Origin of the sequence: Spirosoma soli (assembly GCF_042684525.1) — a bacterium.
Taxonomy (GTDB): domain Bacteria; phylum Bacteroidota; class Bacteroidia; order Cytophagales; family Spirosomataceae; genus Spirosoma; species Spirosoma soli.
Genome location: NZ_JBHULN010000012.1, coordinates 168,902 through 184,034, shown reverse-complemented (window position 1 = coordinate 184,034; position 15,133 = coordinate 168,902). Strand labels below are relative to the sequence as shown.

General features: G+C 52.8%; 8 protein-coding genes. All 8 read left to right on the top strand.

Translation table 11 applies throughout. The annotated features are described in order from the left end of the window. Window positions 1-20 precede the first annotated feature (20 nt). The 8 genes from ACFSUS_RS19090 (at window position 21) to ACFSUS_RS19055 (ending at window position 15,127) form a co-directional block, all read left to right on the top strand. Complete coding sequence (locus tag ACFSUS_RS19090; protein WP_381525333.1) at window positions 21-1,454, top strand: PP2C family protein-serine/threonine phosphatase; 1,434 nt, start codon at window positions 21-23, stop codon at window positions 1,452-1,454. Then, on the top strand, window positions 1,454-3,043 hold the full coding sequence (locus ACFSUS_RS19085; RefSeq protein WP_381525332.1) for a serine/threonine protein kinase: 1,590 nt from the start codon (window positions 1,454-1,456) through the stop codon (window positions 3,041-3,043). The genes ACFSUS_RS19090 and ACFSUS_RS19085 overlap by 1 nt, the downstream gene beginning before the upstream one ends. 7 nt (window positions 3,044-3,050) lie before the next feature. Next, window positions 3,051-4,352 carry a serine/threonine protein kinase gene (locus ACFSUS_RS19080; RefSeq protein ID WP_381525331.1) on the top strand — a complete coding sequence of 434 codons (1,302 nt, stop codon included), beginning with the start codon at window positions 3,051-3,053 and terminating at the stop codon, window positions 4,350-4,352. Window positions 4,353-4,376: 24 nt separating this feature from the next. Beyond that, window positions 4,377-8,357 (top strand): FtsW/RodA/SpoVE family cell cycle protein, encoded by a 3,981-nt coding sequence (locus ACFSUS_RS19075; RefSeq protein ID WP_381525330.1) that lies wholly within the window; start codon window positions 4,377-4,379, stop codon window positions 8,355-8,357. Window positions 8,358-8,375: 18 nt separating this feature from the next. Beyond that, entirely contained in the window at window positions 8,376-9,275 is a 900-nt protein-coding gene (locus ACFSUS_RS19070) for an FHA domain-containing protein (protein WP_381525329.1), read from the top strand. A gap of 234 nt (window positions 9,276-9,509) precedes the next feature. Further along, on the top strand, window positions 9,510-12,695 hold the full coding sequence (locus tag ACFSUS_RS19065; protein WP_381525328.1) for a SusC/RagA family TonB-linked outer membrane protein: 3,186 nt from the start codon (window positions 9,510-9,512) through the stop codon (window positions 12,693-12,695). Between the two features lie 77 nt (window positions 12,696-12,772). Further along, complete coding sequence (locus ACFSUS_RS19060; protein WP_381525327.1) at window positions 12,773-14,251, top strand: SusD/RagB family nutrient-binding outer membrane lipoprotein; 1,479 nt, start codon at window positions 12,773-12,775, stop codon at window positions 14,249-14,251. A gap of 27 nt (window positions 14,252-14,278) precedes the next feature. Next, window positions 14,279-15,127, top strand: a complete 849-nt coding sequence (locus ACFSUS_RS19055) for a glycerophosphodiester phosphodiesterase (RefSeq protein WP_381525326.1) — start codon at window positions 14,279-14,281, stop codon at window positions 15,125-15,127. Window positions 15,128-15,133: the final 6 nt, after the last annotated feature.

Genomic DNA, 15,133 nt, shown 5'->3' with positions numbered 1-15,133 from the left:
AACATTTAAAACCATTGACCTTGATACAAATCGCCGGACAGACTGACGTCGGCCAACGCCGGCAGGATAACCAGGACACTTTTGTCTGTACACCGATCTGGTCGGATACGAGTGCCTTGCTGGCCGCCATTGATGGGGTAGGAGGTTACGCCGGCGGTGACCGGGCCGCGGCTATCGCCAAAGAGTCAATCGAACGGTACATGACTACGCCCAACGGCGATCCGTTGTCTATGCTGCGCGAAGCGGTGGTGTTTGCCAATAACCAGATCAACGAACAACGGCAGCAGGACCGACGGCTAGGGCAGATGTGCTGTGTGCTCAGTGCGGCTGTCGCTGATGTTGATACTAGTAAACTGTACTTTGTGCATGTGGGCGATACGCGGCTGTATCGCTATCGGCAAGGCGTGCTCGAAAAGCTTACCCACGATCACTCGCTGGTGGGGGTTCGTGAAGATGCCAATGAACTCACAGAACTGGAAGCCATGCATCACCCGCGCCGGAACGAGATCCTGCGCGAGGTTGGCTCAACCGCGCACCGTGTCGATGATCCGGATTTCCTGGAGTGGGGCGAGACCGATTTCCTGCCGGGCGACCAGCTATTGCTGTGCAGCGACGGCCTGACTGATATGATCACCCGAGCGCAGATTGTACAGATTTTGAATGAACCATTAACTTTGGATGAGCAGGCGGCCAGACTAATCAAGGCGGCCAATGCAGCAGGCGGCAATGACAATATCACAGTTGTGCTGGCGAAGAATAGTAAGCCGTTGACTGGGCATATGGCTCCAGTAATTGATGTAGAAGTGAAAAAAGTGGAAGGCCAGAAGGTACCGGCTACGTCAGCTTTCAACGAGCCGGTTGCTACGGTAAAATCAGCTAAACGTAGCACGGCTGGCGTATGGATCGCTATGGGGTTGGTGCTTGTCCTGGTGATAGCCGGAGTTGTGTGGTACCAGATAGGACCGTCTGATACAGTCATTGCCCAGGCGGATAGTCTGACTAAAAGCGTTACTCAGTCTGACTCGGCATCAGCGCTGGTTCCGACACTGTCCCGCTTCGATTCGCTTGTGCAAATAGCGCAGCGAAGTCAGGACCATCGACTTGTTCTTACCAATGACACCTTTCGTCTTGATAAACCGCTGGTCCTGAGTGATTCGCTGCAAACAATTATGGGGGGCGATCGCCTGACGGTTTTCGTACCCCGCGATACGTCTCAGACGGTCGCAGTGCGCGTAACCCGCCGGGGACTCGTTAACTTGGAAAACATAGTCATCAGTGGATTTAAAACCGGTATCGAAACCACCGGCGATGGAAAGCTCCGTTTGTCGAAGGTATATTTTCGCGGGGTAGACCAGCCCATTCTGGCGACGGTTCGCCAGGACACATTCCAAAACACAGTGATTGGAGTATCAGCACAAAATCAGCCTGTTTCAACTCAAACGCCCCGCCGGTAATGTCCACGATTCGATTTAACACACAGTTTCCTGGTTATGAGGTGCTGAGCGAGTTGGGACGAAGCAATGCCCGCATCCTCAAAGCGCGTCACCTAGACACCGGCGATCTGGTTGCCATTAAGCACTTTGCCCTTAATACCGATGCCGAAACGCTGCGCCGGTTTCAGCGGGAGTCGGCGATCATGACCAGCATTTCGCATCCCAATGTGGTTAAAGTTCGGGAAGTTCAGCTGGAAGCCGAGCTGCCGTACATTGTGATGGAGCTGATCGAAGGAGGGAGTCTCCGTCAGCTGATTAAGCAGCAGGAACGACTGGACGTACCGACAACCATTCGGATGGGGTTGCAAATGGCGGCTGCGTTCAAAGCCATTCATCCACAGGGCATTGTTCACCGAGATATTAAGCCTGAAAACATCCTGTACCGGCCGTTGCCAAGTGGCGAACTGCATTTTCTGCTGACTGATTTTGGCGTGGCGCGGCTGCATGAGCAGTCCAACACGCTGACGGGACAGTCGCTTATGACCTACGAATATGCATCGCCTGAGCAGTTCAATAACCCGAAAGGTGTGGGAGTAGCCACGGATTATTATTCGCTGGGCGTGGTGCTGTATGAATGTTTGCAGGGGCACGTACCGTTTTCGCTGAACGACCATACGGGCATTGTCACGTTTATGAACAAAGTGCTCAATGACGACCCGCCAGCCCTGACCGTTACGACCAACGACCAGGCGCTTGATGTGTTCGCTGACCTGCTCGACCGCTTGTTGAAAAAGAAAGCCGACGAACGCCTAAGTGATGCCGACGAGCTGACCTGGCTGCTTAAACAGGCTGAGCTAAACTACATACAGGCCAGTCGAGCGGGTTATACAAAAGCAAAGGTTACGACGTCACCCGCCCCAGCTGCGCAGATTGAGCCAAATACGGAGCAGGTGTCACAGCCCGCGGTCAGCGTACCCATCACCGATCCGGCGAGTGTTCCGCCTAGACAAGCCCGAAAAGCTACGTCTGGTAGTGGGGTGAAAATAGCCGCACTAGTGTTGGTTGTGCTGCTTGGCGCAGTGGGGCTCTACTACGCCCTGGTTGGGTTCGGGTCAAAGCCAAATGGTATTCTGGCCAAACCCACCCAATCCGGTATAGCTGATGCTGCAAGCGGTAATGATGATTCGTCAATCGAAGGTAGTGCAGAGGATGAAGACACGTTGAGCCTTCGCCTGGCCCAGGAAGCCCAACGGCGTGAGCAACTTCGGCAGGAAGCCATCGCTGCGGGCAACAATCTTAGGGCGGAGGTTGATGAAGGCTACCGGGTAGGCTTTTTTGGGGGCATCAAAAACGTGCAGATTACGTTGAATAACCCTAGCGCTGTCGCGTTTCCCGCAGTGGCCGTTCAGGTGAGTTATTACAAAGACAACGGCGACATCTATAAAACGGAAAAAGTCTTTTTTATGAATGTTGCACCAAACTCGTCACCCGTCCGCACCGCGCCGGATAGTGATCGGGGAGTCAGGCTTAGCTGTAAAGTTTTGAAGTATGACTTGCCCGAAGAGCTCGACTCGATGAGCGCGCCTACTGTAACCGACTCGTTAAACTAATTGGCCGATGCCAACTGTAAGTTTCAATACACATTTTCCGGGCTACGAAATCCTCGGCGAACTGGGTCGTTCCAATGCCCGTGTGCTGAAGGCTCGTCACCTGGAAACGGGTGATCTCGTCGCTATAAAACATTTTGCGCTCAACACCGACGCCGAAACCCTCCGGCGTTTCCGGTTCGAATCGCAGCTGATGACCGATATTCGGCACCCGAACGTAGTGCGGGTGCGCGAGGTGCAGCTCGACATGCCTATGCCGTTTATTGTCATGGAGTGGATTGAAGGCGGCAACCTGCGAACGCTCCTGACAGAACGGGGTCATCTGGACGTACCGACAACCATCCGGCTCGGGCTGCAAATGGCTGAGGCATTTAAGGCCATTCATCCCAAAGGCATCATTCATCGGGATATTAAACCCGAGAATATCCTGTACCGGCCGTTGCCGAGTGGCGAACTGCATTTTTTGCTGACCGACTTTGGGGTGGCTCGCCTGCGCGAACAATCGCAGACCATGACGGGGCAGTCGCTGATGACCTATGAGTACGCGTCGCCTGAGCAGTTCGACAACCCGAAAGGCGTCGATGTCGCCACGGACTATTATTCGCTGGGCGTGGTGTTTTACGAATGTTTGTCGGGACGGGTGCCGTTCTCAATGGCCGACTCGACGGGCATGGCTACATTCATGAATCAGGTGCTCCGTACATCGCCCCCCGATCTGCAACTAACAGCCGGACAGTATTTGCCCCCAAGTCTGGATACGATTCTGCGCTGGACGTTAACCAAGAACCCCGCCGAACGGCTGAGCGATGTTGATGAATTGACGTTGCTGCTTGGGCAGGCCAATGTTGAGCAGTTGCAGGCCAGTCGCACCAGTGAGCGCCGGGCTCCGGTGTCGACTCGTACCGTAGCGGCACCCGTTTCCGTGTCGCAACCCCAAGAAACAACGTACCTACCACCGGTCGATGACGAACCCGTTGCCAGCTCAAACTGGTGGGCCGTCGTATTGGGCGTTGTTGTCGTGGGCGTCCTGATTGCCTTGGCCGTTTATTACACGAACCTGCGTAACATGGCTAACCGTAAGTTCGTGCCTGACTCAACAGCTACGGCAGGTGATTCGTCAGAAACGCCGAGTGTCACAAATGATACCACAACTACGTCCTCTGATTATCTCATGGAAGAAAGTGCCAGAGATTCTTCGGAAGCGGATACTCCACCGGTGTCAACATCAACTACGGAACCAGCTACAACTACGGTAACCACCGCACCGGATTCCACAAACACGGTCCCTGATTCCACGCAGACCAATAATTAATACGTCATTACCCTAATCGATTAAATGAAAGTAGTTCCAGTTCCGTCCGGACGTTTGTATTTGCTGGGGGCATCAGTTATGCTACTGCTATTGTTCACGCGGCTGTATGTGAACCTGCTTCCTACGCTGAACCGGGCTAAGGAAGACCTAACGGCTGGACGGTCACTAACGCTGGAAGCTGGACTTAGATCGGCGGCTATCCAGCGATTACTCAACGGTGGTAATTATTACAGCGATCGCCGGGATGTGTCGTTTGTTGGCGATTCTTTATCGGCGAAGCTCGCCCAGGACGTAGCGTTGGATAACCTGGGAGCCATTAATAAGCGGCAATTTTCGGTGCTGGCGCCCAGAGCCTGGCGTAGCCCAATTGGTGGGGCTGATTTCCGAAGTCGATTGCAACTGTCACGCCAGCAAATGGGCTTCGACTCGACGCTTTACGTTCGCGAACTGAATAACCCTAAAACGTACCAATCCACCGTTACCGTAGGCAGTGGATCACGCTCCATTTTGGGGCGGGTCACGCGTGACGACCAGCCTATGGCCGGTGTGCTGGTGCAGCTCAAACGCCATCCCGCTACAGCCCGGCCCGATACCCTGCAAGACCGGTTCATTTACGCTCGTACTGATACAGATGGACAATTCACCTACACGGGGCTAAAAGACGGAGCGGCCTATAGCGTAGTGCCGCTTAAGCCCGGCTTCGAATTTGGTAGTCGACGGGGCACGAGTCAGCTGACCAGCGATCAGGACTACACATTTACGGCACGCCCGCACCACCTCCGACTCATTGGAACCGTGGTGTATGGGCAACTTAAGACCGATCATGCGTTTGCCGTTCGTACGCCAACGGCCTTTACGTTACAATTCTGGGCCATCGTTCTTCTGTTTTTTGGGGCGTTCTGGCTAGTGCAGGGGTTTTGGTCAGTTCGACGGTTTCAGCCTGACCCGTTGCTTTTGCCCATACTAATGCTGCTGACGGGGATTTCGGTGCTGACGTTGTTGGCCATTCAGGACCCGTTGCAGGATACCTTGTATGCCTGGCAAACCTGGCAGGGCGTGGCCGCTGGGCTGATAGGGATGACGTTTCTGTCACAACTAAACATTGGTCGTTTTTATGCCGACTGGCGCTACGACTGGCTATTTGCGTTTCGCGATCGGACTTCCGTGCGCTTATCGGGCTGGACCTGGTTAGTGCTCGCCATAGGGTTGGCCTTGTTAACCTTGCTGATTGGCTCGGGGCCAGAGGGTAGTGGGGTTCGGGTGAACCTGTCGTTTCTGGGGCTAACGTTTCAGCCCAGTGAGATTACCAAGTATTTGCTGCTGCTGTTTTTTGCGGGCTTCTTTGCCGCCAATGAGCAACAACTCCGGCTACTGCCTGATCTGCGTTGGCGCTTTGTCGTAAGTTTTGGGGCGTTGGCCGGTGCCGGATTGCTCATGCTGCTGTACCTGCTACTGGGTGATATGGGACCGGCGCTTGTCGTATGCTTTACGTTCCTGTTGTTTTACAGCATCGCTCGGGGCAACTTACCCCTGACATTGGCGACGGGTGTAGGCTACGGATTTGCATTGTGGTTGCTGCCGGGTTGGCTGGCTACGATCATTTGCTTAGGACTGGTCGTGGGGTACATGTACTGGCGGGGCGACGCCCGTTCGATGAGCCGATTGGGTTGGGCGGCTTTGCTGACCGAAGCGCCCGTGCTGCTCTTGCTGGTAATGGCCATGTTTGCTTTTGGCGATCTGCTGCCCTTTGTGGGAAATCGGTTGGCCGATCGGAAAGCTATGTGGCTTAGCCCCTGGGATAATGACGTCTATGGAGGAGACCACCTGGCGCACGGTTTCTGGACGCTGTCTTCGGGTGGCTGGTTTGGGCAGGGTCTGGGTAAGGGATTGGCGAACGCTATGCCAGCTGCTCATACCGATATGATTTTACCAAGTATAGGTGAGGAGTTAGGTGGCTTTGGCGTGATCTCTGTGTTTTTGCTGTTTGGGGTGTTGCTGCACCGACTGTTCCTCCATGCCCGCCGGGCAGGTCAGCCGTTCAGCTTCTTTTTGGTGGCGGGGATCGCTATTGCTACCGGCGTTCAGTTTCTCATCATTGCGGGTGGTTCCATTGGGTTATTGCCCCTAACGGGTATCAGCGTGCCGTTTCTGAGCTACGGTAAGATTTCACTGATCATAAACCTGACCGCTATGGGTGTGGCCTTTAGCATAGCCAATCGGCCGGGGCAGGTGGAACAGCGTCAGTATCTGGAAAAACATTACGACGTAGTGCTAATGGCGGGTATTGCCGGTTTCCTGATTGGGGTTGTCATCCTGATTGGTCGCCTGTTGCCGATTGTTGGCTGGCGCGGGAACGAATACATCGTGCGGCCCGCCCGGGTGGTCACGCGGAACGGCGATCCAGTATATAGCTACAATCCTCGGATCGAACGGCTGACTCGGGTACTGGCTTCCGGTACGATCTACGACCGTAACGGCCTCGTGCTGGCAACAAGTGCGCCCGGAGTGGTTACTCAGCAGGCATCCCGCTTAAGGCAGAGTGGCGTAAACTCGGACGACCTCCAGACGCTTACCCAAAAACGCCAGCAGCGCTATTACCCCTTTGGTGAGCATCTGTTTTTCTGGGTAGGTGATCTAAACACGCAATTGTTCTGGGGGCAGAGCAACGGGTATTTTGCCGAGGCCACTCACTTCAGCGAGTTGCGTGGGTTCAACAGCCGCCCTCGCAAGACTAACCTTGTCACGACGGAGTATCGGGCTGATCGCTTTAGTCCGATGGTTCAGCAAGAGCGTACTTTATCAGTGTATGATTATGGCGAACTGGCCCCCGCTCTGCGGGCTGGCATTGATAGCCGTGAAGTAGCCCGACGTAAAGCACAGAACCGCGACCTGCAACTGAGCGTGAATGCGGAGCTACAAATGACCATCCAGAAGGCATTGGCTACCTCGGACTATCGCAATCGACGTATCTCCGTGGTGGTACTGGATGCCAAATCGGGCGACGTAATGGCTTCGGCCATGCATCCATTACCCAATTTGAAAACGCCCGAACCCATGCTCCTGGCAGATCGTGATCGGATGAAGCTGCCTTATCTGGTAACGGAGCGCGACTTGGGGATGACCTATCCAACAGCGCCTGGCTCAACGGCCAAGATTGTGACGGCGATGGCCGCGTTTAATAAGCTGGGTGCGTCGGCGTCGGAAGTGAGCTATCCCATTTCGTGCCAAGAGATTATTCGTCGGGGAACGCGCGAGTCGGAGCCCTGCGGTGAATCCGTCGATATGCGTAGGGCCATTGTCCGGTCGAGTAACGTTTACTTTATTCGGACCGCCAACGATAACAAGTTAGACAACGAGCTGGCTGATCTGTATCTGGCAACGGGTATGAACGTCGACTTAATTGGGGGTTATTCCTTTTCAGATACGCATACCGATGCGGAACGCGCCAAAATTCGACAACACTGGCAGGACTCGTCGTTTGTCGTTCGGCGGCAACTGTACCAAAGTCTGCAATACCCCAGACGGTATCGGAGTGAGTTTTCGGGACTAGCCTGGGGGCAGGGGCAACTCACATCAACACCAGCGTCGATAGCGCGGATGGCGGGTGCGATTGCCAATGACGGCGTGCTACAGCCCTCGCGCTACGTATTGAACCGAGCGGGTAAGCCACAACCAGTGCGTACGGGCCAGGCCATCGCACGACAGCCTGATTATGCTACGCAACTGGAGGAATTCATGATTGAGCAGTCGAACCCATCGGGCGGCCAAAGTAAGATCAGTGCCGTGCGGGTAGCAGGTAAAACCGGAACGCCCGAGCGCATTGTGCTGGGTACGCAACGGAACGACGGCTGGTACGTGTTTTTCGCGCCAACACCCAACGGTCGGTCGCACACGGTAGTTTGCGTACGAATCGAGCTGGCCGAATCGTCGGCGGATGCAGTGCAGCTGGCCAACAGCGTTGTAGCGCCTATTTTACAGCAACGGGGTTATTTGGGTAGTTTTTAATAGGGTCAATTTCAGATTATGAGCTTTCTGGAAAGGGTTAAACAGTTATTTGGATTTACGTCTGCTCCGCCCGTCCGGTCGACCGACTCGGGAGGTAGCGAAACTATACCAACTACCCCATTAGTACCCACCCAACCGGTGGCACCTGCCGGGCCACCGCCAGCCGCCCAGCGTCGGGAACAGTTGCTTCGGTTTGTGATCGAAAAACTACGAACGTATCAAAATGAGCCCGAGACGGCTCCCATAGGAATTCGTTTGTGTATCGTTCGCTCCAGCCCGGAGGAGGAAGAATTGTATCGGGTTGCCTTATGGACAAATCAGCCTGGAAAGTTTCAGAAAGAATTGAGTCGCCAGTTAGCTGACAATTACATCAATTTACCCAAAAGCTGGCGGTTCGACTATACGTTTTACTCGGATCACTTACCCGAATGTACGTATCAGGAAGGGAATCTGGGGCTGGTTGTACTAGATAAGTCAACCCCTGATGGGCCGCCCCGTTTGGCCAGAGTTGTCGCCCTGGTTGGGCAGACTGAGCAGGCCGAATACGCCCTTAACCCGGCAGATAAAACAACCTACTGCATTGGTCGGGGTCACACCACGCAGACCGCATCGGGACGGGTTCGCACGAACGACATCGTTTTTCTAAACGAGGACGACGCGCGGTTCGACGGGCAGCGCGGAGCGGGCAACGGAGCCGTTAGCAGGGCACACGCTACAATCCGGTACGACACGGCTCAACGACGGTATTCGCTCCTGGTTGATGAGGGTGGACTACCCACCAGCGGTAACAAAACCAAGGTCTTACATGCTGACAATAGCATTGAGCGAGCTGACATTGCTGGTATGGGGTATCCGCTTGACAATGGCGATCAGATTGAACTCGGCGGAGAAGCTACGTTATTGTTTGAGCTTTTGTAAAGAAGATTAGCTATTCTTTGAGCTTTATAGCGAGCTCTGTAAGCCGCAAACCTTAATCAACAGCTCGCTGTGTTGATTTACTGTTACCCCAGTGTTACACCATTATTGTATTACTAAAGCGAATGAGTGCTTATTGTTAATCTAGGGATAATTAACAATTTGGCAATGATTAGCGGGTTCATCTCCTTTTAATGCTCCAGTACATTTGGGTTGGTTTACTCTACCCCAATAGCTATGGAATTCAAAAAGTCTACCTCAATTTTTCGACGTTATCTTACATTATTTGCACTGATAATTTTACCGAAATGTGTTCTGCTTGCCCAAGCGCCGATCATCAGAGGTACGGTTGTTGACGATCAAAAGCAGGTGCTGCCGGGCGTTAATGTTGTCGTTAAAGGTACCTCAATGGGTACGCTTACTAAAGCTGATGGTACCTTTAGCCTGAGTCCTGGTAAAGCACTCACCAACAGCGATGTGCTGGTGTTCAGTTTTATTGGGTACGTGAATGCGGAGATTCCGTTTACAGGACAGACAACGATCAATGTTCAGCTAAAAGCTAACAACCAGACGCTCAATGAGGTGGTCGTGACGGCGTTGGGCATTAAGCGGGAAGAAAAATCGTTGGGATTTGCCGCGCAGACCATCAACGAGAATGCGGTAAAGGACGCTAAATCGAACAACTGGGTTAACACCTTGTCGGGTAAGGTGGCAGGATTGAATATTCAGGGGACGGGAGCAGGCCCAATGGGGTCATCGCGAATCACATTGCGTGGGGAGTCGTCGCTCAACCTCGACAATAACCAGGCACTGATTGTAGTAGATGGCGTACCGGTGAGCAGCCGAATTACCGGTACGGGCTATTCCTCGCACTTATCGGCCGACAGCCCGGTGGATTACGGGTCGAGCGTATCAGACCTCAACCCCGACGATATTGAGAAAGTAACGGTGTTGAAAGGGCCAGGGGCTACAGCGCTCTATGGGAGCCGGGCTGCGGGTGGAGCGTTGATTATCACGACCAAATCGGGCGCTCGCAAAGACAAAGGGATTGGCATAACGGTCAACTCTAACTTCAGCATCGACCAGGTCAATCGCTGGCCCGATTATCAGTTTGAATACGGCGAAGGCCGAACCAACGTTTACTTCTCTTACCTCGATAGTCCCGACGGGGCCAACACCGGCACCACAGTAGCCGCTGGCCGGGCCTGGGGACCGAAGTTTAACGGGCAATCGTACTATCAGTATAACCCGAATGCACCGGACGGTAAGCCAACCGAGCGTACCCCCTGGGTACCCTACAAAGACTATATCTCGGGTTTCTTCCGCACGGGCATTACATATTCAAACAGCGTTTCGGTGGAAGGCGGTGGTGAAAACGGTTCGGCACGTTTATCGTTGACCCATCTCAAAAACGAATGGATCATTCCGAATACAGGCTTCCAGCGGCTGAACGCGGCTTTATCGATTAACCAAAAAATAGCAGATCGGCTTCGCATTACCGGCAAGGTAAACTACAGCCACAAAACCAGCGACAATCTGCCGGCTGCGGGATATAACAACCAGTCGCTGATGTATTTTCTCATTCTCGGCACAGCTCCCAATATCCGACCAGAGTGGTTTAAGCCTTACTGGCAGCCCGGTCTGGAAAATGTGCAGCAGCGTAACCCGTTCAACCCTACGCCGGACAATCCGTACCTGGATATTTACGAGATGCTGAACAAAATGAACAAGCACGGGGTCATTGGTAACGTATCGGCTACGTACGATATAGCCCCAAACTTGTCGTTGCTGGTGCGCACGGGCCTGGACATGTCGTTCGAGTATCGTTCACAGCAGCGCCCGTTCAGCATGACGCGCTATCCACGGGGGATGTTCCGGGAGCAAAATGTATTCAGCTATGAGTCGAACACGGACTTTTTACTGACGTACAAAAAAAGCCTTACCTCGCTGATCAATATGACAGCGTCGGTCGGGGGTAACGCGATGCGACAAACGTATGATTTCGCTGGTCTGTATGCCGACCAGCTGGCCCAGCCCGGCATTTATCAGATTTCGAACAGCCTCGACCAGGCAGTCGCTGATCCGCAGAAGACCCGAAAAGCGATCAACAGTCTCTACGCGGCTACGCAATTCTCCTACGACGAAAAGATCTTCCTCGACATCACGGGCCGCAACGACTGGTCGAGTACATTGCCCTACCGGAACAACTCGTTTTTTTACCCATCCGTTAGCAGTAGCTTTCTGCTGAATGAGTTGTTTACCCTGCCGCAAGCCATTTCATTTGCTAAACTACGAGCCTCCTGGGCGCAGGTGGGCAACGACACACGCCCTTACCAGACGGCCAGATACTACGACAAGATTTATGGGAACAGCTTCACCAACTCATCGACGCTGTTCAACGCCGATTTGAAACCCGAAATTACGTCGAGTTATGAAGTAGGTCTTGACTGGCGACTGTTTGGAAATCGCCTGGGGTTTGATGTTGCTTATTATAACAATAACAGCCGCAATCAGATTCTGGCTATTCCGCTCGATCCAGTTTCAGGGTACGCCAACGCGGTGATCAACGCGGGATTGATCAACAGCCGGGGCGTTGAGTTAAAAATAACGGGCAAACCCGTTGTGCGGCCTAATCTCAGCTGGACTACGACCGTACTCTGGTCGCGTAATCGCAGCTACGTGCGCGAATTGGCGGCTGGTATCACCAACCAAGTTATCTACGCCCACAATACCAACGTAACCATTGAAGCCCGCGTAGGCGGATTGATGGGCGATATGTATGGCCGGGGTTTTCAACGTTCGCCCGATGGGCAGATCGTTTACTCTTCGGTTGGTTTGCCCGCCCCACTTGATCCCGTTGTTAAAAAGTGGGGTAATGCCTTTGCGGACTGGAAAGCCAGCTTATCTAATGAATTCACGGTTAAAAACGTCCGGATCAGCGTGTTGCTCGATGGCCAGAAAGGAGGGAGCATGTATTCACAAACCAATCATAAAAATAATACGCTCGGCAAAACGAAAGTTACCCTGCCCGGTCGCGACGAAGGTATTGTTGGGGTTGGTGTTGTTAAGCAACCCGACGGAACATTTACGCCCAACACGGTTAATGTAGCAGCCAGCGCCTACTACGACAATTACTACCAGATCACGAATGCGGAAACCAATATTTTCGACGCGTCTTATATAAAAATCAGAGAGGCTCGTGTCGAGTTTAATTTGCCCCAGAATTTATTGGGGCGGTTCGCCGGTGCTCTGCGGCAAACAAGCGTTGCGGTTTTCGGGCGCGACCTAGTCAATTTTACGAAGTTTCCCGGTTTTGATCCTGAAGGAGGAAATCTGAACAGCGGCACGCTCACGCCCGGTGTCGAACTAGCTCAGTTTCCGTCTACCCGCACCATGGGGGTTAATCTTACCTTCAAATTTTAGTTCATTACTCTGGTCCGGCCCATCTACGTTCAATACGTGGGCAAGACCACCTAATCCGCTGTTAAATACGAAAAACCATGTTTAAAAAGATATACTTTTCGCTGGCTTTGCTGGCTGGCCTTCTGTTTTCCTGTACGGAAGGGTTTGAGGAGTTAAACACCGATCCAAACCGTCCCAAAGAAATTACGCCGGGAGTTATGCTAGGCCAGGTGCAGTATCGGATCGTTAACAGCTCCATCAACGCAGCCCGCTCGTTTACCCACGAACTGATGCAGGTCGATGCGCCCCGTGCCAGTGCGGGCGGAGGTGGGCTGCACCGCTACGTAGTGACGCCGGATGCTGGCATCTGGAGCGGCTTCTACACGAATCTGACGGACATTCAGGATATCTACACCATTGCCGACCGCTTGAAAGAAAACAACTACAAAGCAATTGCGCTCGTCTACAAAAGCTGGGCTTATTCCATCCTGACCGACTTATACGGCGACGTCCCGTATTCGCAGGCTACAAAAGCTCTCCAAGGTACTGTGAAACCAGGTTTCGACAGGCAAAAAGATATATATATTCAGATCTTGAAGGATCTGGAAACGGCTAACAGCCTGTTCGATGACACCAAGGCGCTGACCTACGCGGGAGATATGTTGTACAATGCTAATGCCCTGTCGGGTGGGAAGAATGCGGGTATTACCAAGTGGAAGAAGTTTGCAAATTCGTTACGGTTGCGATTGTTACTGCGAATTTCGAAGCGCGAGGGTGAAGTGAACGTCAATCAGCAGATTACCGCTATCCTGACTGATCCGACAAACAACCCCCTATTCGGCAGCAATGCCGATGATGCTATCTTTAAATACCCTGGTACTTTCCCGTACTATAATCCTTTCTATAATGCGCGCCAGGTTGATTGGCGCGATGGAAATTACTTTACGAAGTTCTTTCTCAACAAAATGAACGCCGACAATGACCCACGCCGGGCGGTGTGGAGTACACAGGTCAGTGTAAATGGAACGCCCACTTATCAGGGAATAGACAGTGGTTTCCCAACGACGGTTGAGTACGCTGTAGGCCGAAATTCAAGTTATACGGATGCCTTAAAAACGTTACCGCAGTTGGGGGTTATGATGACCTATGCCGAAGTGGAGTTCATTAAGGCAGAGTTAGCGTTGAAAGGTTTTGCGACGGGCAAAACGGCTAAAGCGCATTATGAAGCGGGTATTATGGCATCGATGGTACAATGGGGCGCTGCCATGCCGACGGGCTATCTACAACAGGCAGGGGTAGCTTACGACGCTACGGCAACTGCAGAAAAGCAGCTGGAGCAGATTATGCTGCAAAAGTATTACGCCTACTTCTTTGTCGATTATCAGGCCTGGTTCGAAAAACGCCGGACGGGCTACCCGATCCTGCCGCGTGGGGCTGGTATTCCTGCCGAAAATAAATTTCCGTCCCGCATTCCCTATCCAACGTATTTGCAATCGCTCAATCCAGAGAATCTGGCCGCGGCTGTTGCGTCAATGGGGGGCGACAACAGTGACATCAAAGTCTGGTGGGATAAATAACATTGGCACTTTACTGACAACTCTGACATGAGTAATCAACGAATAAATAGTATAATCGTACTGCTACTGGCAGTCAGTTTGTTTGCTCAACTATCTGTTGCCCAGACTGCCCAGATAAAAATGCCGAAACGCGGACTGTGTGCCCATCGCGGCTGTCTGGATTCACACCCGGAAAACACGTTACCAGCCTTTAAGCAAGCTATTCTGCTGGGGGCTCAGATGATTGAATTCGATATTCAGCTGACAAAAGATGGAGCTATGGTCATCTTGCACGACGAAACCGTTAATCGGACCACGAATGGCACGGGTAAAGTGTCGGACCTAACCCTGGCCGAGATTCGTCGGCTCGATGCGGGCGCTAAGAAAAGCCCGCAATTTGCCGGAACCCTCATTCCAACGTTTGAGGAGGTATTGGCGATTATGCCCCGCAATGTGTGGCTAAATTGTCACTTAAAGGGTGGGGCAGACATAGGGAAAGCTGCGGCTGCCCTTGTTGCGAAAACGGAACGCACCCACCAGGCGTTTCTAGCCTGCGGTGAGGAGGTCGCTGCCGGAGCGCGTCAGGTAAGCCCAGCTATTCTGATTTGCAATGCCGAGAATCGATACCGGAAAGATACACGCCAGTACGTCGATGCGACAGTCGCTATGAACGCAAACTTCATACAGCTGTTGCGCGAAGAAGGCGAAGATCGTCGGGAAGCCATGGCAACCCTGAAAAAGAATAATGTCGCGATTAACTATTTCTACGCGAAATCGCCTAATGAACTACCTGCTTTGTTTGCGGCCGGGGTTGACTTTGTGCTGGTTAATAACCTGGAGGAGTGTATACCTCAAGCCAAAAAGTTAGGTATTGAACCAATTCAGCCGGAGTTTTAACCCATC

What these genes read in the sequence shown, in the direction of transcription:
- ACFSUS_RS19060 (WP_381525327.1), top strand. Translation starts at nt 12,773, where the DNA reads ATGTTTAAAAAGATATACTTTTCGCTGGCTTTGCTGGCTGGCCTTCTG.
- ACFSUS_RS19075 (WP_381525330.1), top strand. Translation starts at nt 4,377, where the DNA reads ATGAAAGTAGTTCCAGTTCCGTCCGGACGTTTGTATTTGCTGGGGGCA.
- ACFSUS_RS19065 (WP_381525328.1), top strand. Translation starts at nt 9,510, where the DNA reads ATGGAATTCAAAAAGTCTACCTCAATTTTTCGACGTTATCTTACATTA.
- ACFSUS_RS19055 (WP_381525326.1), top strand. Translation starts at nt 14,279, where the DNA reads ATGAGTAATCAACGAATAAATAGTATAATCGTACTGCTACTGGCAGTC.
- ACFSUS_RS19080 (WP_381525331.1), top strand. Translation starts at nt 3,051, where the DNA reads ATGCCAACTGTAAGTTTCAATACACATTTTCCGGGCTACGAAATCCTC.
- ACFSUS_RS19070 (WP_381525329.1), top strand. Translation starts at nt 8,376, where the DNA reads ATGAGCTTTCTGGAAAGGGTTAAACAGTTATTTGGATTTACGTCTGCT.
- ACFSUS_RS19085 (WP_381525332.1), top strand. Translation starts at nt 1,454, where the DNA reads ATGTCCACGATTCGATTTAACACACAGTTTCCTGGTTATGAGGTGCTG.